Origin of the sequence: Cryobacterium sp. TMT1-19 (genome assembly GCF_004403055.1) — a bacterium.
In the GTDB taxonomy this organism is placed as follows: Bacteria; Actinomycetota; Actinomycetes; order Actinomycetales; family Microbacteriaceae; genus Cryobacterium; species Cryobacterium sandaracinum.
Genome location: NZ_SOHB01000017.1, coordinates 20,846 through 39,953, shown reverse-complemented (window position 1 = coordinate 39,953; position 19,108 = coordinate 20,846). Strand labels below are relative to the sequence as shown.

The window sequence follows — 19,108 nt, the reverse complement described above, 5'->3', positions numbered from 1 at the left end:
TGCTCCGGGACGGTCCCCGTTCTGGAGCCGGCGGGGCTGCGGGCGGTGAGGCCACCCACCCGGACACAAAGTCATCGTCGTAGAGGGATTCCCAGCCGGGGTTCTTCGCTATGGGTATGTATGTCTCGGCGTGGGCGTTGAGCCAGTCGCCACCCCGCCCTCGGTTGTCGGCGATCTCGAGGGCCTACTCAAGCGCTCGGGAAGAGGGACGAATCTCAGCGTCGATATCGTCGGTGAGACCACGATCAGGGATGTATCGAAGGGACAATGCGGCGCCTCCAATGAAGTAGACACCGGTGCTCAAACCGTCGCCCTGCAGACGTTGGACAAGGTCCCGGAGGCCGTCGATCAGGTCGGCTCGGCCAAGACGGTTAGCACTCTGCGGCATTTTTAGATGGCCAGGACGGACTTGTCTAGTACTATGTCGCGACGGGAGAACCCTGCCGGCACGTTCTCATCCCGAATCGTCCTCGTGTAAGTGCTGCCTGAAACATCCGTTGTTCCGGGGTGGGCGAGCAGCTCTTCGCTTTCCGAGCCGTCTGCGCTCACCATGAACGGCCGTAGCCGCGTGATGGTTGGGATGCCCGTTCCCCCACCCGCTTCGAACACCCGCAGGGGTGAACGTTGGCCTTTCCAGCAATCAAGAACCTCCATCGAAACGGGGGTGCGATACTACTGTTGCCGTATGTTCACGATCGAGCCGCTGCCCAGCCACCCCGCTCCGGATAACCCGTCGGGGAAGCTGATTCTCTTGCGCCATGGGGAGACGGAGTGGTCGAAGGATGGCAAACACACTGGGCTCACGGATGTTCCGCTCACCGACCGGGGAGAGGGACTTGCCCATGGCGCGGGCAAATTAGTGGCCGGTTACGATTTCTCCCTCGTGCTGACCTCGCCGCTGCAGCGTGCGCGACGCACCGCTGAGCTCGCTGGCCTTCATGCTGAGGTCGATCCGTTTCTCGTTGAGTGGGACTACGGCGGGTACGAGGGGCGTACGACGCGGGACATCCGCAGTGAACTCGGCTACAACTGGAGCGCATTCACCCACGGTGTGATTCGTGGTGACACGCCTGGTGAGACGGTGGAGGAGGTCGCCGCCCGCGCGTCGCGGGTGCTCACGCGGGTGCTGCCTGCCATGGAGGAGGGAGATGTCGCCCTGATCGCGCACGGACATTTCCTGCGCATTCTCACCGCCGTGTACCTGAGGATGGCCCCTCGATTCGGTGCTCAAATCACCCTGGATGCTGGATCAGTCTCCGTGCTCAGCTTCTACCGAGAGCAGCCGGCCATCTTGTCGTGGAACTACGGAGCCGAACTGCCCTTGGTGCCCTCAGAGTCCTAAGTCGCGACCCAAGGTGCTGAAGGACGTGGGATCACGATGCCGACCGCGACGGTTCAAATGGTCATCATTTACTCATCACATTCATCTCGATTCGACCCAAATTGACAAAGTACAATTGGAGGCAGCGAACCGCCCGGTTCCCTGTCAACATAAGGGAATCCGCGAGTATTGCGGGATGTTCGGCGAAGACAGAGTTAAGGCCTGAGCCTTCAAGGGGTCGCGGGTTCAAATCCTGTCAGTCCCACCAAATGGGCCGTTTACGAAACTCATTACGAAACGGTCCGGTCGAAACAGCAAGAAATTGCTCCTGAGGCTTCTCAGGAGCCATTTCTGGTTTATGGGGTTCTCGCGTCCGTTTCCGGTCGCGATTCTTGAGTTGTGTGCGAGATCTGCGGCGACGGCCAGTCCGGGAAACCGGTGCTTCCCAGGGGTTTCGGAGTCGACGCGGACGGCGATATTGATTTCCCAGCCCCAGCGGAAGTTTGCGTTCCGGGCCTTCTTGATGGGTGTGGTTTTATCGACCTGCCCTTTGGGCGTCGACACCGCTGAGCAGCGAATGAATTTGCCCCTCGCGCTGGGTCCGATCCGAGTCAGTGTCCGCCGGACTATTGCTCGAGCGTCGTTAGTCCATGAGGTCGGGCGCGCGCCAGACTCCAGTGTGGCGGCATCCGTTGCCCTCGATTTGCACGGGTGAGATAGTGACCTCATGGTGTGGATGCGAGGGCTAGCCGGCGCGATGGCGATCGCCCTCGACGGCACGGGCGCCGGAGCGCCCTACGACTTCACGTGGGCGTTTGTCCTTCAACCTCGAACCGACGGGTCGACGCGGCTTGTCGTTCGCGAGCGGTACGCGTACCTCACCGACTGGGCCAAGGTGCTCGTGGAGCCGATCGAGATGGTGAGCTTCCTCATGACCGAGCGGATGCTCCGGGGCATCCGGGACCGTGTGGAGCATTCTCCCTCGCGCGCCTCCTTGCGGTCGCCGAACCATCGTTGAGCAATTCTTATTGAGATCCCTGTTCCTGGCGATACTCGGAAGGGGACGGGACGACCCCCTTGCTGATGAAGCCGGGAGAGAGTTAGAGGTCACTCGCTCCCGCTTCTGGCATCCGACCGTGTCGACGCGGTGGAGAACGGGTGGCCGCCTTGATGGGCAGTAACCCCGATCCGCTCGCCGAGAGTGGGGTGACCGAAGAGGCTCGCACCCAGGCCGCCCCGTCCAGATTCCGCCGGCGCGATGAGGACTCGCACATGTCGAGGCGTGCTCGGCCGGTAGCGGCGACGCTACTGTTTGTCGCTGGCCTGGGTCCGCGGTTCTGATCCGGTTCCTACGCCGTTCCTGAATGTCCACGCAGAACCCTGTCGGCATCCGCGATGGTGGCGCTGCATCGTCGTTAGGAAGTCACCGTGTTTTGCTGGAGAAATCGTTCGGGTCGAGGCCGGCGATTCGATGCGCATGCTCGTGGAGTGCTTCTTCGCTCACGGTGTGTCCAGCATCTGCGAATCGTTCACGCAGCGCGTCGAGGACTTGGGGCTCACTGTGGCCGGCGAGGTCAGCTTCCTCCTGTGCGAGAATCCCCGCCACCTTGTCCTCGTCCGATTGAGAATGCTGGTCTTGGATCGGTTCACTCTGTGTGCCGTCACCATTCATGCTGCTCCTCCGATCTCAAGGGTTCTGTTAGCAAGCCTAACGTTCAGAGTGAGACGCGGACAGGCTTTAGTGTGAAGCGGTCGACGTGGACCCGGATGTGCTGCGGGCGGCCGAGTTCGACTTCGCCGGCCCGAGCGTCGCCTTCGAACGCGTCGACGAAGCTGTGGCGGACCACCGCGCTGCGGAAGGGACGAAGTGGATGACCGGCCTCGGTCCCGACCTGGACAGGGTTTTATCTGCCGGGCTCCTGGATGCCATCAGCGGATTCCTCAACGATTTCGGGGCGGCCGCGCCCCTGCCTGCGCTGATCTGGACGCTGGGGTTCGAATACGACGCGGTCTCGGTCAGGCTGAGCCGCTCCACGGCGCGGGCACGATGACCCACAGCACGACGGCTGGCTGGCCGCCCTCGACCTGCCAGGTGTGCGGCTCTCGACCGGGGAAGGTCAGTGCGTCGCCGGCGTGGACGGCCACGGTGCGACCGGCGAATCGCACGGTGAGTGATCCCGAGACGACGTGGAGCGCTTCGACGTCGCAGTTGATCGTGTACAGATCGGTCCCGCCGTGCGCGTCCGGCTCGAGTTCTGATCGCAGCAGCTGAACCCGCTCCTCGCCGCGCGGCGACATCAGTCGCTCGTCGGCGTGCACTCCGCCCAAGTTGATCCGCGGAGCGTCGGCGTACGCGACATGGTGAACGTCGGGCTCGGCGAAGAGCGCTCCGACGGGCAACGAGAGCACCTGACACAACTGGACAAGCGTTGCCACGCTCGGTGACGTCTCGTCGCGCTCGACCCGGCTGAGGAAGCCCTTGCTGAGGCCCGTCGTCTGAGCGACCTGGGCGAGTGACATGCCCTGAGCGGTGCGCGCGGAGCGCAGCTTGGCGCCGATGGGTGTCGCGGTGCCTTCGGCGGTGGGGTGGATGGCGCGCACAGTTCCTCCTCGAAGCTGCTCACACATTCGTCCTTGACGATCTGCACGGGGCAGCGTATGGTAGCGCTGTAGTTGTCTATAGCGTACCGAAAGTTGTCAAATATGCAACCGTTCAGCAAAGATGCGACGGATGAGCCCCGCGGGCCGGTGGACGCGAGTGTCGTGCCCCGGTTTGCCGGAATCGCGACCTTTGCGCGACTCCCGCGGCTCGACGAGGTCGAGCGGGCAGACATCGCGATAGTCGGGATTCCCTTCGACAGCGGAGTGAGCTACCGACCCGGTGCTCGGTTCGGCCCCGCGCATGTGCGCGAGGCCTCGCGCCTACTGCGACCGTACAACCCTGCGCAGGACGTCTTCCCGTTCGACGCCCAGCAGGTCGCCGACGCCGGCGACATCGCCGCGAACCCGTTCGACATCGCTACTGCCGTAGCCGAGATCGAGGCAGGCGCGCGCCAGCTCAGCGAGCACGCCGACCGACTAATCGCCATCGGCGGAGACCACACGATCGCTCTTCCGCTGCTTCGCGTCGCGCACGCGCAGCACGGGCCCGTCGCGGTATTGCACTTCGATGCCCACCTCGACACGTGGGACACGTACTTCGGGGCGCCGATGACTCACGGGACCCCCTTCCGGCGGGCGTCCGAAGAAGGCCTCATCGACCTGACCGCGAGCATGCACGTCGGAATCCGCGGCCCCCTGTATTCGAAGGACGACCTCGAGGACGACGCCCGGCTCGGCTTTGCGATCGTCACGAGCGAATTCGTCGAAGAGCACGGCGTCGCGGCCGCCGTCGAACGCATCCGCGCCAGAGTCGGAGACGCGCCGCTCTACATCTCGATCGACATCGACGTACTCGACCCCGCCCACGCGCCGGGAACAGGAACTCCGGAGGCGGGCGGGCTCACGAGTCGAGAATTGCTCCGGATGCTGCGTGCCCTGGCCGACCTGCGCATTATCGGCGCCGACGTGGTCGAAGTCGCCCCCGCGTACGACCATGCCCAGCTGACCGCTGTCGCGGCCAGCCACGTCGTCTACGAGCTGCTGAGCGCGATGGCGCCTGAGGTGACCCAACCCGACCGACAAAGCCCCGACCCGACGTAGAAGTCCTGAACCCGACCGACAAGCCCGACACAGGAGACACCCATGACACTGCCCACCCCGACGGACGAAGCAGTCCGTGCCGCGGCATCCGCCATCGTCGAGGCGTTCGCCGCCACCGACGGCCCGCGCTACTTCTCACTCTTCGCACCTGACGCAACCTTCGTCTTCCACACCGAACCTGCGCGAATCGAGGACCGGGCTGCCTACGAAGCCATGTGGGAGGAATGGGTGGGCGGCGGCTGGAGCGTGGAATCCTGCGCATCGAGCGCGGTCGCAGTGCAGGCGTTTCCCGGCGGAGCCGTCTTCACCCACTCCGTCGGCACGAGCGTGAGCACCGCGGACGGACCCATGTCTTACCGGGAGCGCGAAACGATCGTCTTCCGGTCTGATTCTGGCGGCCTCATCGCCGTCCACGAACACCTCTCACTCCAGCCCTGACCCGACCCCTTTCATCGAGGAGCCCAAAGATGTCGCTCTACACCCGTGTCGACCGCCGACTGGACACCAACTCAGATGACGCGGGCCCGGTTCGCGGAACCTACTCGCTCGGCCGCGTGCTCATGATCTGGCTGGCCGCGAACCTTGTGGTCACCACCCTTCTGACCGGCACGCTCTTCGTGCCGGATGTGCCGTTCGGCCTCGTCATCGCTCTGATCGTGGGCGGAACGATCGTCGGAGCAGCAGTGCTCGTGACGGTCGGTGCGATCGGAACGCGCACCGGCCTGCCGACGATGGCAATCACGCGCGGACCGTTCGGGACGCGCGGGAGCCTGCTGCCGGTGGCCGCCAACGTGGTCATCCTCATGGGCTGGAGCTGGGTGCAGGCGATGCTCGCCGGGATCGCCCTCAACTACATCGTCGCGTCGATGACCGGGTTCTCGAACCCCGTCATCTTCGCGGTGCTCTGCCAGACGATCGTTGTGATCCTTGCGATCTTCGGCCACGCCGGAGTCGCTCGGGTGGAACCGTGGTTCGCCGCGGTCATCCTCGCGATCGCCGCCTACATCTTCGTCGTGGCTTTCACTACGTTCTCGCCGGCAGACTTCGCGGCCATCCCGGCGCCGCTCGAGCCGTTCTACTCCCCGGGACTGGCGTTCGATGTCGTGGTCGCGACCGCCATATCGTGGACGGTGCTCTCGGCCGACTTCAACCGCTTCGCATCGACGACCCGCGCGGGCGTGGTCGGCTCGGGAATCGGTTACACCCTGTCGACGGTGATCTCGATGACGCTCGGCGCTAGCGCGATCGGCTACGTCGTCCTGCGGGGCGGCGACGCGATGGCGTTCGACCCTGTGACGATCATCGAACCCTTCGGCGCCCTGTTCGCGGTCGCGATCTTCCTATCCGTGATGGCGACGAACACGATGGTCGTCTACGGCATGGTCACAAGCGTGGTCAACGCGCTCCCCGGCCGCCGGGTGAAGTTCCTGCCCACCGCGATCGTCCTCGGGCTCATCTCGATCATCGGTTCGACCTTCTTCGGTCTGCTGGCCCAGTTCACGACCTTCCTGGTCACGATCGGTGCCCTGTTCGCACCGATCTTCGCGATCATGATCGTCGACTACTACATCGTCGCGCGCGGCAGCTACAGCGCCGACATCCTGAAGGCTCAAGGCGGTCGCTACTGGTACACCGGCGGCATCAATTGGCTCGCTGTCGCGTCGTGGGTGGTCGGTGCGGTGTCCGCCTACGTGTGGGCGTACGTGTGGCCGCTTCCGTTCGGTGCGACCGTTCCCGCATTCCTCCTGACCTTCGCCGTGTACTTGGCCTTCTCGCTCGCGCGCCGCAGCAAGACGCCTTTCGAGCCCAGCCGGCACCTCGCCGATGCCGACACCTCTCGCTGACGGCCCTGGAGCGCCGCCGCGCACGGCGCTCCGGGACCTCAGCCACCCGATCACCGACGGGATGCCGGTGTATCCCGGCGACCCGGCGGTCCACGTCGACGCCGCGCTGGACCTCGACCGCGACGGGGTGGCCGTGACGGGGCTGCGAATGGGGTCTCATACCGGGACGCACATAGATGCGCCGTCCCATACCGTCGCCGGTGGCCGGACAATGGCCGATGTGGCCCTCGACGAGCTCCTCGGCGATGCGCTGGTGGTGCGGGTGCGAGCGCTCGCCGAGGGCGAGGTATACGGGTGGGACCGGCTGAATGCGGAGCATCCGCTACCGGATCGATTGCCCCCGATCGTCGTGATCGACACGGGCTGGGCGCGGTGGTTCGGCGACGCACGCGCAGTGCGGCATCCGGCCCTCGATGCCGGTGCTGCGAGCGAGCTCGTCGCTCGCGGGATGCGGATCCTCGCGGTCGACACGCTGAGTCCCGACCCGACCGGCACGTCGTCGGCCGCCTTTCCCGTGCACGAGGTCGTGCTGGGCCGCGGCGGGCTGATCGTCGAGAACCTCTGCGGACTGGATGACCTGCCCTCACAGGTGCGGATCGGCTTCTTCCCCCTGCGACTCGGCGGCGACGGGGCGCCGGTGCGCGCGGTCGCCTTCGTCTGAGGCCGAGCAGCGAATGAATTCGCGCCTCGCGCTGGGTCAGATCGGGAGTCAGTGGTCAGGCGCTGGCCTTCCTGGAGGAAAAGAATGAGGGCTGCGGAGGAAATGGAGTTCAACCCTCACCGCCGATCCGCGCCCTGCTGGCTTTCGTAAACAGCCCACCAAAAGGGCCGTTTACGAAACTGTTTACGGAACTGCCCGAGAAGTCTTGTTTCTGCCGTTCTAGGGTGTGTTGAGGGGCGCGATTCTGTGGCTGCGGATGCCATCTGGCTCGGTTTCCGTGTTTTCGTGCGCGTCGGATTGTCGTGAATGCGGGGCAGTCCCGAACCTTGAGCGGGCGATGACGCGCAGGTGGCGCAGCCAGGAGTGGTCAGCGGGGAGGTGGTGACGGTTAGCATCAATGGATGTCCTACTCCGTTGAGCTTTCAGACGATGCCACTCTTCGACTGCTCACCGCGCGAGACATCGGACCAGTTCTTGATGCCTATAAAAGAAACCGCGAACATCTTGCTCCATGGGATCCGGCCCGTGCGGAGTCCTTCTTCACCACCGCCGAACAGACTCGGATCCTGGCGGGCCAGATTGAACAGCTGGAAGCCGGAGCCGGCTATCCGCTTGTCATCGTGAACGGTGCCACTGTCATCGGCCGGGTCACTCTCTCCGGAATTGTTCGTGGGCCCTTCCAGAGTGCGAGCATTGGGTACTGGGTCGACAATGAACACACCGGGCAGGGCCTCGCCTCCGCGGCCCTGCGAAGCGTTGTAAAGCACTGCCTTGAGGATCTCGGTCTGCACCGCATCGAAGCAGGCACGCTGCTGCACAACCTCGGATCCCAGAAGGTACTGCGCAAGGCTGGATTCGCGCCCATCGGTATTGCCGAGAAGTATCTCAAAATTGCCGGTACATGGCAGGACCACTTGCTCTTCCAACGCATCCTGAGTCAGTAAGGCACCCAGTGCCTCTGGAAGCACCAGTGACCAACCTTTGACGGACCAACCTCATTACTCGGGAAGCCTGATCCAACGAGCATGCTCTGAACCGATTCACTTGCTCAGGAGGTGCGCTCAGTCACCTGCGACGCAGGGCAAACTGGTCTAGATCCATCGTGTGGTGTCTTTTGTGAGTTCTTTGATCGGTACTCACTGACCATCCCACGGTGGCTCTTCACGTTGACAAAGCAACACTCAGAAGCCGGAAACCACACCACTCACGGGGGCGTAACCCAAGCCTGACCGCCCGCAGAAAGAACTCCGGTCACTTGCTCTCGATAGCGGCGAGGTCGAAGGTGACCAGCTCGGTTGGCGCTCCGAGTTGCCGTAGAACGCGTCCTGCTGACTTCTCTCGCATGATTGTCCTGCTCAAATGCTAGGGCCAGCGCGTGATGCGTCTTTCTTTGATTTCTTTGATCGCAAGACTCAAACCAGGGCATGGCTTTCGCTCAAGCCGCACACCCTCGTTCCGGAACCGGGGGCGAGACCCGGTATGCTTCGATCAGCATCATCCAATTGGTAGGCTAGAACGCATTCCAAGTGGAGTGCGTCCACCCCATGCCCCCGGCCAAGTCTCGCCGGTCGCATCGTGGGAGCCGCCGCGGCAAACGTGACGACGTGCGTCAAGCGTATTTTGACGCGCCCCACTGCCCGTAGTGGCCCGCCTCCTGTTCGGGATCCTCAGCTGGGCGAGCATGACCTGCCATTAGTGCCTGTTTTGCGCGCCGAAGAGCCGTGTGAACCTGCGACAAGTAGGAGGAACATGCCATGAAGATTCCCGCCATGAAACGAAGAGATTTTCTCAAGGTTGGCGGTGGTGTGGTCGCTGGCGCGGCCGTTGGCATCACCGGCACGAACCTTGGCAACAATCTAGGAGCCGGTGGGGAACTCGCGGCTGTGGCCTCAAGCCGGGGACTGACCGGTGCCGAGGCGCGTGCGGCTCTGACGTCGGTGGTGCCACCCGGCAAGTATGATCCGTACTTCATGTTCGCGTCCGGCGGGCACTCCGGTCAGATCTCGATCATCGGCATCCCTTCGATGCGGCTGCTAAAGATCATTCCCGTGTTCTCTCGCGATTCATTCTCTGGATATGGCTTTGGTACGGACGTTGACGGCGTCATCCCGCGGGGGTCCGATCCGACCAAGAGCAATCTGCTGAGCTGGGGCGACACCCACCATCCCGCCCTCTCGGAAACCGGAGGCCGGTATGACGGCCGCTGGCTGTACGTCAACGACCGTGCCAACGGGCGGATCGGTATGGTTGACCTCGCCGACTACAAGACGAAGCAGATCTACGACATCCCCAACATCGGCAGCGCTCACGGCGGAGTGTTCGTCACGCCCGATTCCGAGTACGCCCATGTGTCGTCCATCACTCCCCGGCCGATTACCGATAACGGATATGCGCCGCTCGAAAGCTACGCGGACCTTTATCGAGGCTTCTCGAGCTGGTGTGCGATCGACCAGACAACGGGCCACCTGGTGCCCGAAAAAAGCTTTCAGATCGAGCTCCCACCCTATAATCAGGATCTCGCGGACATGGGCAAGCTGGCCAGCGCGGGCTACGGGTTCCTGAATTCGTTCAACGCCGAGCTCTCGGTCGGCATGTCTCACAAGAACCCGCCGATTGAAATCGGGGCGGCCAAGAACAAATACGACTACCTCCACGTCATTGACTGGAAGAAAGCCGAAAAGGTCGTCGCGGCAGGCAAGATCATTATGCGGAACGGCATCCGCGTGATCCCGTTGCAAGTGGCCATCAGTGAGGGCATCCTGCACTTCATTCCTGAGCCGAAGAATCCGCATGGAGTTGAGGTCTCTCCCGACGGAAACTACATCGTGATCGCGGGCAAGCTCGACCCGGCCGTGACGGTTTACTCGATCACGATGATCAAGAAGGCCATCGAGGACAAGAACTTCGAGGGCACGGACCGCTACGGCGTTCCGATCATCCCGATCACGGCCGTCACTGCGGCGCATGTCGAACTCGGTGCCGGGCCGCTCCATACGCAGTACGACGGCAAAGGCAACGCGTACACGAGCCTCTTCATTGACAGTGCGATCATCAAGTGGACCCTGGGTCCCGATGCCGGTGTGACTGAAAAGCCGTTTACCGTTCTTGAGAAGATCCCCGTGCACTACAACATTGGCCACCTCGCGATCCCCGGCGGAGACACCGTAGCGCCGGTCGGGACGTACATGGTCGCCCTCAACAAATGGTCGCTCGATCAGGTGCAGAAACTTGGTCCGCAGCATCCGGTGAACTTGGAGCTTTTCGACATTGATCACACGCCGCCACGCGTGCTGAGCAGTTTGCCCCTCGGCGGATCCGAGCCGCACTACGCGCAGATTATCAGCGTCGACCGGCTCAACCCGCTCACGGTCTACCCTCCGGGTACCAGCCCGGAGACCATGGCTAAATCGGAGTTCGCAACCGCCTCCGGGCAGGAGCGAATCGTGCGCGCGGACGGCTTCGTCGATGTCTACGCGACTGTCATGCGCAGCCACTTCACCCCTGAGCAGATCCCGGTCACTGTCGGTGAGAAGCTGCGCATCCACCTGACCAACATCGAGACAGCGGAAAACGCCACACACACATTCGCAGTGCCCAATCACAACCTTCAGGCCACGCTCGACCCGGGGGAGACCGTGAGCGTGGAGTTCACCGCCGACCGGGTGGGATCGTTCGCCTTCTACTGCGCTCAGTTCTGCTCTGCCATGCACATGGAAATGTACGGGTGGCTGCTTGTAGCACCGGCGGGCGCCTGATGAGGCCGGCATCCTCGCGACGCGCGGGCCTTGCATCGTTGTTCTTGACCGTGGTCCTGCTGGCGACGGCATGCAGCACCGGCGGGGCTCAGCCTGACCGGTCGGCGACGTCCTCGTCCAGCTCGTCCACCGCGGTGCTTGCCGTGGTCGGCAAGGAGTTCTCCTTTACGCCGGCCGCCCTCACTGCGGTCGCGGGCGAAACGACGATCCGCTTCACGAACAAGGGAACGACAGGGCATGACCTCTTGATCGATGAGTTGCATGTGCATCTCATGGCTGATGCCGGTGAAACCGTCGAGGCAGACGTCACCCTCGCACCGGGCACATACGCGGTGTACTGCTCGATACCCGGGCATCGGTCAGGCGGAATGGAAGGAACGCTGACGGTCTCATGACGGCAGGAACCGAAGGTTTCGCCCGCTTTTTCCGGCGAGGTTCGGTGACGCGAATCGGAATCGCGCGGATCGTTGCCGGTGTCGCCGGGATCGCTTTGGTACTCGTCGCTGCCACATTGCCGATCTGGCAAATGAGGTTCCTCGCCCCCCAATACCCAGCCGGCCTCGACATCAAAGCGTACGGCAACAGCGTCAGTGGCGACCTGAGTGAGATCACGGTGCTCTCGCATTACATCGGGATGCCGCGCTTCGACGCTACAGGGATGCCCGAGATGACGCTGTGGCCGTTTGTGATCCTGCTCGCTGTGCTGGGAGTAATCATTGCGACAGCGGCGGACAGAGCCTGGTGGCGACGTCTCGCCTGCACCGGATTGTGGCTTATACCTGTCGGGGCGCTGGCCGATGTGCAGTTCCGCCTCTGGCAGATGGGACACAACCTGGATGGTTCCGCACCGATGACCATCGACTCTTTCACCCCACTGGTCGTGGGCCCGACCGTGGTTATGAACTTCACAATGTGGGGCATTCCCGGATTGGCTCTCGCGCTGATCGCGGCCGCCGCCGCACTGGTGACGTTCGCCCCGGCAATCCCACGACGCATCCCACGGCGTGTCTCCGAGCGCTGAACGCAGCGCTCACCCGTTCCACTCACGAACACCAAGCAGTTTGGCAGGACATTCGAATGTCTAATAAAGCAGACGAGCCAGTCGAGGCAGGCGACAACCGGGTGAGAAAAACCGGCGTCGGCACGGAAGGTAAGTCGCACACTCTCAGCCGTCGCAACCTCCTCGCCACCCTCGGGATCGCGGCAGCCGGCGGAAGTGCCATAGCCCTCGGGTTCCTCAACGACGACGCGGAGGCGACAACCGGGCAGGGAGAAACGAATGGAAAGAAGGGAAAAGGACCGGAGCACGCGTGGTGCATGGTCATCGACCTCCGAAGCTGCGACGGCTGCAAAGCGTGCACAATTGCCTGTCAACAGCGGCACAAGCTACCGGAGGAGCAGACCTGGATAATGGTGTATTCGATGGAGGACAGCACAGGGGGCACCTATCCGATGCCACGGCCGTGCATGATGTGTGAGAACCCGCCGTGCCTGTCGGTCTGCCCGGTGAGCGCCACCTTCCGCACTGATGAAGGGCTCGTCCTCGTCGACCCGAACACCTGCGTCGGCTCCCGGGCCTGCATGGCGGCCTGCCCCTACGAGGCGCGCTACTTCAACTGGAACGAACCAAAACCAGTCACCATGATGCCATTCCCTCCGACGCCGCAAATGCCGGTGCCCCAACAGAAGGGAACAGTCGGCAAGTGCGTTCTATGCGCAGACCGACTGCCGTACGGTGAACTACCCGCGTGTGTGACCGGCTGCCCAATGGGTGTCATGTATGTCGGCGACCTGATCACCGACGTCGCCGTGAATGGCCTCGGTGACGTCAAGGTACTCTCCGAATTTCTCAAAGAGAACGACGCCGTGCGATTCAAGGAGGAACTCGGGACCAACCCGCGGGTTTACTACATTCGCGGCCACGGACAGGACCTCTCGTGAGCAACCCGGTCCGGGCCGCAGCGCTTCGCCCATTCGGGACCCCCAGCCGCCGCTACTGGTACGCGATCACCGCCCTCGGCATTGTGGTCCTGGCCGGTGTCGTCGCCTGGATCGTACAGCTTGTGTTTGGGATGGGCGTCGCCGGCTACAACGATCAGGCGTTCTGGGGCATCTACATCGCCGACGTGATCACATTCATTGGGGTCAGTTACGGCGGAGCGGTGGTTTCCGCGATCCTGCGCCTCACCGGCGCCGACTGGCGTGCACCGCTCACCCGGCTTGCCGAGGGCACCGCAGTAGTAACTGTGCTTGTGGGCACGGCACTCATCATCCCGCACCTGGGACGCCCGGAGCGAGTCTGGGAGCTGTTGACCCAACCAAACTTCGCGGCCCCAGTATTCTGGGACTTTATCGCCGTGATGACCTATACCGCCGCATCCCTGGTGTTCTTCCTGTTGCCACTCGTGCCGGACATGGCCATCCTGCACGGTGAGGGCCCGCACCGGCTCGGCCGGTTCAGAGCCGGCTTGTACAGAGTCCTATCGCGCGGCTGGGTGGGTAACCCTGTACAACGGAGGGTGCTGAACCGGTCACTTGGACTGGTGTCGATCATGATCATTCCCTTGGCGGTGTCGGTGCATTCCGTGCTGTCATGGGCCTTCACACTAACCAACCGCCCCTGGTGGAATGAAAGCATCTGGGCGCCGTACTTCGTCGTCGCAGCACTCTACTCGGGCGTAGCGCTGGTCATTCTTGTCGTCGCGTCATTCCGTCGTGGCTACCACCTGGAGGCGTTTATCACCCCAAGACACTTCGTCCGTCTCGGGATGCTGCTGGTCACTTTCTCCGCGACCTACCTCTATATGACCTTTGCGGATCTCCTGCCTGGCGCGTACATCGGTGAACCAGACACCCTCGCGGTGTTTCACGAGCTCCTGCTCGGCCGCCTGGCCGTCTGGTTTTGGCTATTCGTTATCGTCGGGGGCGTACTGCCGATCGTGATCATGGCGTTGCCCTGGACCAGGAATGTGTGGGGCATCGTCACAGCGGCGGCCCTCGTCGTTCCGGCAATGTGGCTGAAACGGATGCTCATGGTCGTTGCTCCGGCCACATTCGACAACATGACCGGAACCTTCGGCGACTTTCGAATCACATGGGTCGGAGTGGCCATGACCCTCGCCGCAGCGGCCGCCGTTCCGCTGCTGCTCATGCTGCTCTTCCGGGTGGTGCCCCTGTTGTCCATCGACGAGATCGAGGAGATCGACGCCGCGAATGGGACTGTCCGGAAAGCAGAATCCGGGCAAAAGGTTGTTGGTAACGGGCGGATGGCCCGATCCGTGGGTATCGTCGTCCTGCTCGTGGGGCTGATGGGTGGGGCGGCAGTCGGGGCTGCGGCTCCCGCTCAGGCGGACACGACGTCAGACACGGCATCCATCGCCCTGACCGGGGTGGAAGCGACCGGCCTAGTGCGGCTCACCGCGACCCTCACCGATCCGGACGGTCGACCCATGTCCCAGGGGGATGTCGAATTCCTCACGACGACGAGCGCACTGGGGGAACGGCTCCTTCCCCTGGGCACAATCGCCACCGATACCACGGGCGTCGCCGTCCTGACCCTGGGCGGAGACTCTGACCACCTCTACCGGCCGTCAGAGGCCGGGCCGCAGGAATTCTTCGCCCACTACACACCGTCTATGGGCGAGCAACCGATCACAGACTCGGTAACCGTGAATGTCACGGTGGGCCAGTCGGCATACCATCCGGCCGAACCCAAACCCTTTGTCACGATGGGAAAGGTCACGGTCATAGCGATCTTCACCATCGTCGCCGCCATCTGGTTGACGTTGACCGTGCAGGTTGTAAAGGTCCGACGGGTCTGTACCGACGCCCAGCTCAACCAGGACACGCAGGGCAGCGAGGGCGGGAAGGTCACCTCCGGCTGACCCCGGACCAGCTACGAAAAAAGGAACGTCCGCGACAATATCGCGGGCGTTCCTTGTATGCCCTTTGGCACCCGTCTCAGAGACGGGGGGCAGGCTCCGGTGACTCGGGTGTAGCGGCCACCGGGGCATCGAGGCCTGATTCGGCGGAGGTCGTACTCTGCATTTCGCTCTTCAAAATCTTTGTCGACTGCCCAAGGCTGCGAGCAAGGGCGGGAAGTTTGGACGAGCCGAAGAGAAGCACGACGATTGCAAGGATGATCAGGGAATGCCATCCGGTTAGGTTGCTGAACATGCGGGTCCGATCTGTAATTCGGTAGGGGTGTCGATACCGCCCCCATCCAGGGGGAGGTGGACAACGTCAATCCGAAATCTCCGCGGCCGCTCAATCGCGACGCTAAACGTCGCTGAACGCCTCCGAACTAGCGATGACCTACTAAGTAATTTAGCACTCTGCGTTGCGGACCCGGAGTGGGGACGACGACGAGATCGATATTCGGGTGAGCAATGAGGTCGTTGTTGCCGCCGAAAGCATTCGCAACTTTTAATTCTTCAGCGAGCTGGTCGGCGCTTTCCTGGCTCCGGCTCAAGACGGGGACAAGTCGAGCTGATTCAGTCTTCTCAGCGGGAATGTGGCCTCCTTGGTCCAGCCGCCGGCCCCGATGATGCCGACTGTGACGGTGTAAGTACCGCCGACAATGCGCAACGCCGCGGCGTTCTCATTCCAGTGGGTACAGCTCCGCGGTTCGAGGGCGAATTGAACGGCCTCGCTCTCGCCCGCGTGGAGGTGCACTCGGGTGAAAGGGGCGATTTGTCGCAGGTGACCAGGCTCTGCTCCTTGGTGTCCCGCAGGAGTGAGGTGTTCCCGGGCGAGCCGGATCCGCCAGCAGGCACGGCGCGACTCTCCTCGCACGCCACCACCCTCCTGGGTACCCCAACGTGCTGGCCTGAAGTACATGCGGACCGACGTTTCTTTATGAGCGGCCAGCAGACCCCGCGGATTCCGCGGGTCCCCTCGATGCCCTACTCTGACGACACAAGAGATTTTCACTGCGGCATTGTGCCGTGGTATCCGAGTGAATCTCCCCACCCGGGAGCTTCCATGCGCGCACACCGTCACATCCGATCCGTGGTCGCGGTTTCGGTCGTGTTACTTACCATCCTGGCCGGATCCACCGGCATGGCTGCCGCCCCCAGCGCGTCGGCCGCGTCGAGTGCTACCACTCTCTCATTGAGCCCGAACACCGGCCCGGCCGGCTCCACACTCACCGCCAGCGGACGCGGATTTCCGCGAAACACCGCGGGCACGGTGACCATGGGAACTACCCGTCTTGCGGTTCAAACCAGGGCGAACGGAACCTTCAGCGCCGATCTGACGGTTTCCAACACCACAACCAGCATCCTGCCGGTGACGGCAACAGTAGGCACCGTGACGGCCAGCGCGTCCTTCACCGTCAGCTTCGCCCCCGTCTCCACCGCGGTGGACCCGGCAGCCACCACCACCCTCACCCAGCAGGCCATTACAACGAGCGCCCCAATCAGCGCGTCCCGTCTACGTTTCGGGGTGGCCACCCCGGGCGGCGCCCTGGCGAATTCCGAACTGGACGCGGTCGCCACTCTCGTAAACGAGAGCCCCTCGATCGTGATGTCGTACAAAGACTTCAACCAGGCCTTGTCGATCGCCGAACTCGACTCCGTGCGGGCGCGCGGAGCCACGAGCCTAATCACCTGGGAACCCTGGGTTTGGGGCGGCGGGCTAAGCCAGCCGGCCTACTCTTCTACTCGCGTCACTGACGGCACCTACGACACCTACCTCACCCAGTGGGCCAGGCCCTGGCCGCCTGGGGGCAGCCGGTGATGCTGCGCTACGGCCATGAGATGAACGGCAACTGGTATCCCTGGGCGGATAGCGTTAACGGCAACGCCCCGGGCGACTACGCCGCGGCCTGGCGCCACGTGCACGACGTCGTCGCCGCAGCCGGAGCCACCAACGTGTCCTGGGTCTGGAGCCCGAACATCCCGTTCACCGGTTCGACCCCGCTGGCCGGCCTTTACCCCGGCGCCGCGTACGTCGACGTCGTTGCGCTGGACGGGTACAACTGGGGTACGTCGGCGGCCTGGAGTACCTGGGAGGCACCAGCGGCCCTCTTCGACACCGGGCTCGCCCAACTGCGCGCACTGGCGCCCGGGAAGCAGATCATTATCGCCGAAACCTCGTCCGCCGAGGCCGGTGGGTCGAAGTCGAAGTGGAACACCGCCTTGGTGGCCTACCTGGCGAAGCAACCCGACGTCACCGGTTTCGTCTGGTTCCACTTCCTCAAGGAGACCGACTGGCGCATCAACAGCTCGACAACCTCCACAAGCTCCCTCACCAAGGCACTGGCGGCGCGCTCGGTGAATTGAGCCGCCAGGTTGGTGACAGCCGACCGCTGAAATAGGAAGGGGACTGCCCCCGGTTTGGTTGACTCCTAACCTGTGGAGATTCGTCTTCGCTGGAAGGATGTCATCATGCCCAAGCCCTATCCACCCGAGTTCCGCCGCGATGTTGTCGCGGTCGCCCGGAAGCACGAAGCCCCGCTGAATCAGATCGCGAGAAACTTCAGGATCTCGGAGTCTTGCCTGGCGAATTGGCTGAAGAAAGCCGACGTCGAGGAAGGCGTCAAGCCGGGCGTGACCGAGAAAGAGTCCGTTGAGCTGCGGGATGCGAAGAAGCGCATTCGGCTGCTCGAGCAGGAAGCCGAGGTCATGCGCCGTGCCGTCGCCTATCTGTCCCGGGACGTCAACCCAAAATGATCTACCCGCTGGTCCTTGAACTGGCTGTCGACGGTGTCCCCGTCACGGTGACCTGCCGGGTGTTGCGCTTCTCCGAACAAGCGTTCTACCAATGGAAGCGCGACCCCATCTCCCAGCGCGACTGGACGACGCCCACCTCACCAACGCCGCCTGGGATATCCACCGAGACGACCCCGCGTTCGGCTACCGGTTCATCTCCGACGCGCTCGGCCAGGCCGGCCTCACCGCAGGTGAGAACCGGGTCTGGCGGCTGTGCTCGCAGCAACGGCTCTGGTCCGCGTTCGCGAAGAAACGCGGCCTCACGCGCAAGGCCGGCCCGCCCGTCCACGACGACCACGTCAAACGGAAATTCACCGCGACACGCCCGAACCAGCTCTGGCTCACCGACATCACCGAATACCGCACCGACGAGGGCAAGATCTACCTCTGCGCGATCAAAGACGTCTACGCGAACAAGATCGTCGGGTACTCGATCGACTCCAGGATGAAGGCGTCCCTGGCCGTCGCAGCCGCCCGGAACGCGATCGGCCAGCGCAACATCGACGGCACGATCCTGCACTCCGACCGAGGCTCGCAGTTCCGCTCCAACGCGTTCCTGCGGGTGCTGAAGAACAACGGCATCACCGGGTCGATGGGCCGCGTTGGCGCATGCGGCGACAACGCCGCGATGGAGTCGTTCTTGGCCCTGCTACAGAAGAACGTCCTCGATCGTCAGCGGTGGTCAACCCGGGAGGAACTGCGCCTGGCGATGGTGGTCTGGATCGAGCGCACCTACCACCGAAAGCGCCGGCAGCGCCGCCTCGGTAAGCTCACCCCGATCGAGTTTGAGACAATAAACGTGGCCCTCAAGGCCGCCTGAAACCACTAACCCTTTGAGTCAACTGAACTCGGGGCAGTCCCAAATCTCCAAAACGGTACTTTCGCAGTGCTCTAACTTCGTGGTGCACCGGATCCAGAACCCGGAAGACCTCCAGCACGTCCGACGAATGACCCCTTTCATATCCGAAGCGGTGCTCAGCCGCCTGCCGTCTCTGCCAAAACAGCACGCACTGATCTTCGGTAATTCAGTGAGCGTGCCCACGACATTCAAAGTTCGCAACGCTAGCCCTACACCGAGAAGCGACGATGCAAATATCCGACACGTCTGGTTC

General features: G+C 63.1%; 21 protein-coding genes and 1 pseudogene. 17 read left to right on the top strand and 5 right to left on the bottom strand.

What is annotated here, in order from left to right:
- Window positions 1-130: 130 nt before the first annotated feature.
- From E3T40_RS03940 to E3T40_RS03930, 3 genes are all read left to right on the top strand, one after another.
- Window positions 131-394 (top strand): hypothetical protein, encoded by a 264-nt coding sequence (locus E3T40_RS03940; protein ID WP_104100428.1) that lies wholly within the window; start codon window positions 131-133, stop codon window positions 392-394.
- 291 nt (window positions 395-685) lie between these two features.
- Complete coding sequence (locus E3T40_RS03935; RefSeq protein ID WP_134542714.1) at window positions 686-1,342, top strand: histidine phosphatase family protein; 657 nt, start codon at window positions 686-688, stop codon at window positions 1,340-1,342.
- Window positions 1,343-2,048: 706 nt separating this feature from the next.
- Window positions 2,049-2,339: a hypothetical protein gene (locus E3T40_RS03930; RefSeq protein WP_134542713.1), complete on the top strand. Its 291-nt coding sequence runs from the start codon at window positions 2,049-2,051 to the stop codon at window positions 2,337-2,339.
- Between the two features lie 405 nt (window positions 2,340-2,744).
- Here the strand turns inward: E3T40_RS03930 and E3T40_RS03925 are convergent, their stop codons facing one another.
- On the bottom strand, window positions 2,745-2,993 hold the full coding sequence (locus E3T40_RS03925; protein ID WP_134542712.1) for a hypothetical protein: 249 nt from the start codon (window positions 2,991-2,993) through the stop codon (window positions 2,745-2,747).
- Between the two features lie 85 nt (window positions 2,994-3,078).
- Here E3T40_RS03925 and E3T40_RS03920 point away from each other — a divergent pair, with 85 nt between their 5' ends.
- Window positions 3,079-3,372 (top strand): hypothetical protein, encoded by a 294-nt coding sequence (locus tag E3T40_RS03920; RefSeq protein WP_134542711.1) that lies wholly within the window; start codon window positions 3,079-3,081, stop codon window positions 3,370-3,372.
- Here E3T40_RS03920 and E3T40_RS03915 read toward each other — a convergent pair.
- Window positions 3,338-3,922 carry an XRE family transcriptional regulator gene (locus E3T40_RS03915; RefSeq protein WP_134542710.1) on the bottom strand — a complete coding sequence of 195 codons (585 nt, stop codon included), beginning with the start codon at window positions 3,920-3,922 and terminating at the stop codon, window positions 3,338-3,340. The genes E3T40_RS03920 and E3T40_RS03915 overlap by 35 nt on opposite strands.
- Before the next feature lie 102 nt (window positions 3,923-4,024).
- Between E3T40_RS03915 and speB the strand changes: the two genes are divergently transcribed.
- From speB to nrfD, 10 genes are all read left to right on the top strand, one after another.
- Window positions 4,025-5,023 (top strand): agmatinase, encoded by a 999-nt coding sequence (gene speB, locus E3T40_RS03910; protein ID WP_134542709.1) that lies wholly within the window; start codon window positions 4,025-4,027, stop codon window positions 5,021-5,023.
- Between the two features lie 42 nt (window positions 5,024-5,065).
- On the top strand, window positions 5,066-5,461 hold the full coding sequence (locus tag E3T40_RS03905) for a nuclear transport factor 2 family protein (protein ID WP_134542708.1): 396 nt from the start codon (window positions 5,066-5,068) through the stop codon (window positions 5,459-5,461).
- 29 nt (window positions 5,462-5,490) lie between these two features.
- Complete coding sequence (locus E3T40_RS03900; protein ID WP_134542707.1) at window positions 5,491-6,867, top strand: cytosine permease; 1,377 nt, start codon at window positions 5,491-5,493, stop codon at window positions 6,865-6,867.
- Window positions 6,848-7,528 carry a cyclase family protein gene (locus E3T40_RS03895; RefSeq protein ID WP_134542706.1) on the top strand — a complete coding sequence of 227 codons (681 nt, stop codon included), beginning with the start codon at window positions 6,848-6,850 and terminating at the stop codon, window positions 7,526-7,528. Before E3T40_RS03900 ends, E3T40_RS03895 begins: the two co-directional genes overlap by 20 nt.
- A 401-nt stretch (window positions 7,529-7,929) precedes the next feature.
- Complete coding sequence (locus E3T40_RS03890) at window positions 7,930-8,472, top strand: GNAT family N-acetyltransferase (RefSeq protein WP_134542705.1); 543 nt, start codon at window positions 7,930-7,932, stop codon at window positions 8,470-8,472.
- A gap of 810 nt (window positions 8,473-9,282) precedes the next feature.
- Window positions 9,283-11,283 carry a Sec-dependent nitrous-oxide reductase gene (gene nosZ, locus E3T40_RS03885; RefSeq protein WP_134542704.1) on the top strand — a complete coding sequence of 667 codons (2,001 nt, stop codon included), beginning with the start codon at window positions 9,283-9,285 and terminating at the stop codon, window positions 11,281-11,283.
- Between the two features lie 50 nt (window positions 11,284-11,333).
- Window positions 11,334-11,678 carry a cupredoxin domain-containing protein gene (locus E3T40_RS03880; protein WP_233191351.1) on the top strand — a complete coding sequence of 115 codons (345 nt, stop codon included), beginning with the start codon at window positions 11,334-11,336 and terminating at the stop codon, window positions 11,676-11,678.
- 44 nt (window positions 11,679-11,722) lie between these two features.
- Window positions 11,723-12,304, top strand: coding sequence for a hypothetical protein (locus E3T40_RS03875; protein WP_134542703.1), 582 nt, complete (start codon window positions 11,723-11,725; stop codon window positions 12,302-12,304).
- A 56-nt stretch (window positions 12,305-12,360) separates the two neighbouring features.
- The gene (locus E3T40_RS03870; RefSeq protein ID WP_134542702.1) at window positions 12,361-13,224 is read left to right on the top strand and encodes a 4Fe-4S dicluster domain-containing protein; all 864 of its coding nucleotides are present in this window, start codon (window positions 12,361-12,363) and stop codon (window positions 13,222-13,224) included.
- A complete protein-coding gene (gene nrfD, locus E3T40_RS03865) occupies window positions 13,221-15,167 on the top strand; it encodes an NrfD/PsrC family molybdoenzyme membrane anchor subunit (protein ID WP_134542701.1) in 1,947 nt (648 codons plus the stop codon). Before E3T40_RS03870 ends, nrfD begins: the two co-directional genes overlap by 4 nt.
- Before the next feature lie 76 nt (window positions 15,168-15,243).
- Here the strand turns inward: nrfD and tatA are convergent, their stop codons facing one another.
- From tatA to E3T40_RS16905, 3 genes are all read right to left on the bottom strand, one after another.
- Window positions 15,244-15,459 (bottom strand): twin-arginine translocase TatA/TatE family subunit, encoded by a 216-nt coding sequence (gene tatA, locus E3T40_RS03860; protein WP_134401341.1) that lies wholly within the window; start codon window positions 15,457-15,459, stop codon window positions 15,244-15,246.
- A gap of 291 nt (window positions 15,460-15,750) precedes the next feature.
- A complete protein-coding gene (locus tag E3T40_RS17520; RefSeq protein ID WP_134542700.1) occupies window positions 15,751-16,122 on the bottom strand; it encodes a fibronectin type III-like domain-contianing protein in 372 nt (123 codons plus the stop codon).
- A gap of 158 nt (window positions 16,123-16,280) precedes the next feature.
- The gene (locus tag E3T40_RS16905) at window positions 16,281-16,481 is read right to left on the bottom strand and encodes a hypothetical protein (RefSeq protein WP_241981671.1); all 201 of its coding nucleotides are present in this window, start codon (window positions 16,479-16,481) and stop codon (window positions 16,281-16,283) included.
- A gap of 91 nt (window positions 16,482-16,572) precedes the next feature.
- On the opposite strand from E3T40_RS16905, the gene E3T40_RS17515 reads away from it, so the two are divergent.
- From E3T40_RS17515 to E3T40_RS03845, 3 genes and pseudogenes are all read left to right on the top strand, one after another.
- On the top strand, window positions 16,573-17,022 hold the full coding sequence (locus tag E3T40_RS17515; RefSeq protein WP_370287865.1) for a hypothetical protein: 450 nt from the start codon (window positions 16,573-16,575) through the stop codon (window positions 17,020-17,022).
- Window positions 16,986-17,567: a glycoside hydrolase family 26 protein gene (locus E3T40_RS17510; protein ID WP_370287864.1), complete on the top strand. Its 582-nt coding sequence runs from the start codon at window positions 16,986-16,988 to the stop codon at window positions 17,565-17,567. The genes E3T40_RS17515 and E3T40_RS17510 overlap by 37 nt, the downstream gene beginning before the upstream one ends.
- A 105-nt stretch (window positions 17,568-17,672) precedes the next feature.
- Window positions 17,673-18,816 (top strand): annotated as a pseudogene (locus E3T40_RS03845) (IS3 family transposase).
- Window positions 18,817-19,108: the final 292 nt, after the last annotated feature.

Coding starts and splice junctions, on each gene's coding strand:
- E3T40_RS03935 (WP_134542714.1), top strand. CDS start 686: ATGTTCACGATCGAGCCGCTGCCCAGCCACCCCGCTCCGGATAACCCG.
- E3T40_RS03930 (WP_134542713.1), top strand. CDS start 2,049: ATGGTGTGGATGCGAGGGCTAGCCGGCGCGATGGCGATCGCCCTCGAC.
- E3T40_RS03925 (WP_134542712.1), bottom strand. CDS start 2,993: ATGAATGGTGACGGCACACAGAGTGAACCGATCCAAGACCAGCATTCT.
- speB (WP_134542709.1), top strand. CDS start 4,025: ATGCAACCGTTCAGCAAAGATGCGACGGATGAGCCCCGCGGGCCGGTG.
- E3T40_RS03905 (WP_134542708.1), top strand. CDS start 5,066: ATGACACTGCCCACCCCGACGGACGAAGCAGTCCGTGCCGCGGCATCC.
- E3T40_RS03900 (WP_134542707.1), top strand. CDS start 5,491: ATGTCGCTCTACACCCGTGTCGACCGCCGACTGGACACCAACTCAGAT.
- E3T40_RS03895 (WP_134542706.1), top strand. CDS start 6,848: ATGCCGACACCTCTCGCTGACGGCCCTGGAGCGCCGCCGCGCACGGCG.
- E3T40_RS03890 (WP_134542705.1), top strand. CDS start 7,930: ATGTCCTACTCCGTTGAGCTTTCAGACGATGCCACTCTTCGACTGCTC.
- nosZ (WP_134542704.1), top strand. CDS start 9,283: ATGAAGATTCCCGCCATGAAACGAAGAGATTTTCTCAAGGTTGGCGGT.
- E3T40_RS03870 (WP_134542702.1), top strand. CDS start 12,361: ATGTCTAATAAAGCAGACGAGCCAGTCGAGGCAGGCGACAACCGGGTG.
- tatA (WP_134401341.1), bottom strand. CDS start 15,459: ATGTTCAGCAACCTAACCGGATGGCATTCCCTGATCATCCTTGCAATC.
- E3T40_RS17520 (WP_134542700.1), bottom strand. CDS start 16,122: ATGTACTTCAGGCCAGCACGTTGGGGTACCCAGGAGGGTGGTGGCGTG.
- E3T40_RS16905 (WP_241981671.1), bottom strand. CDS start 16,481: ATGGTCACCGTGCCCGCGGTGTTTCGCGGAAATCCGCGTCCGCTGGCG.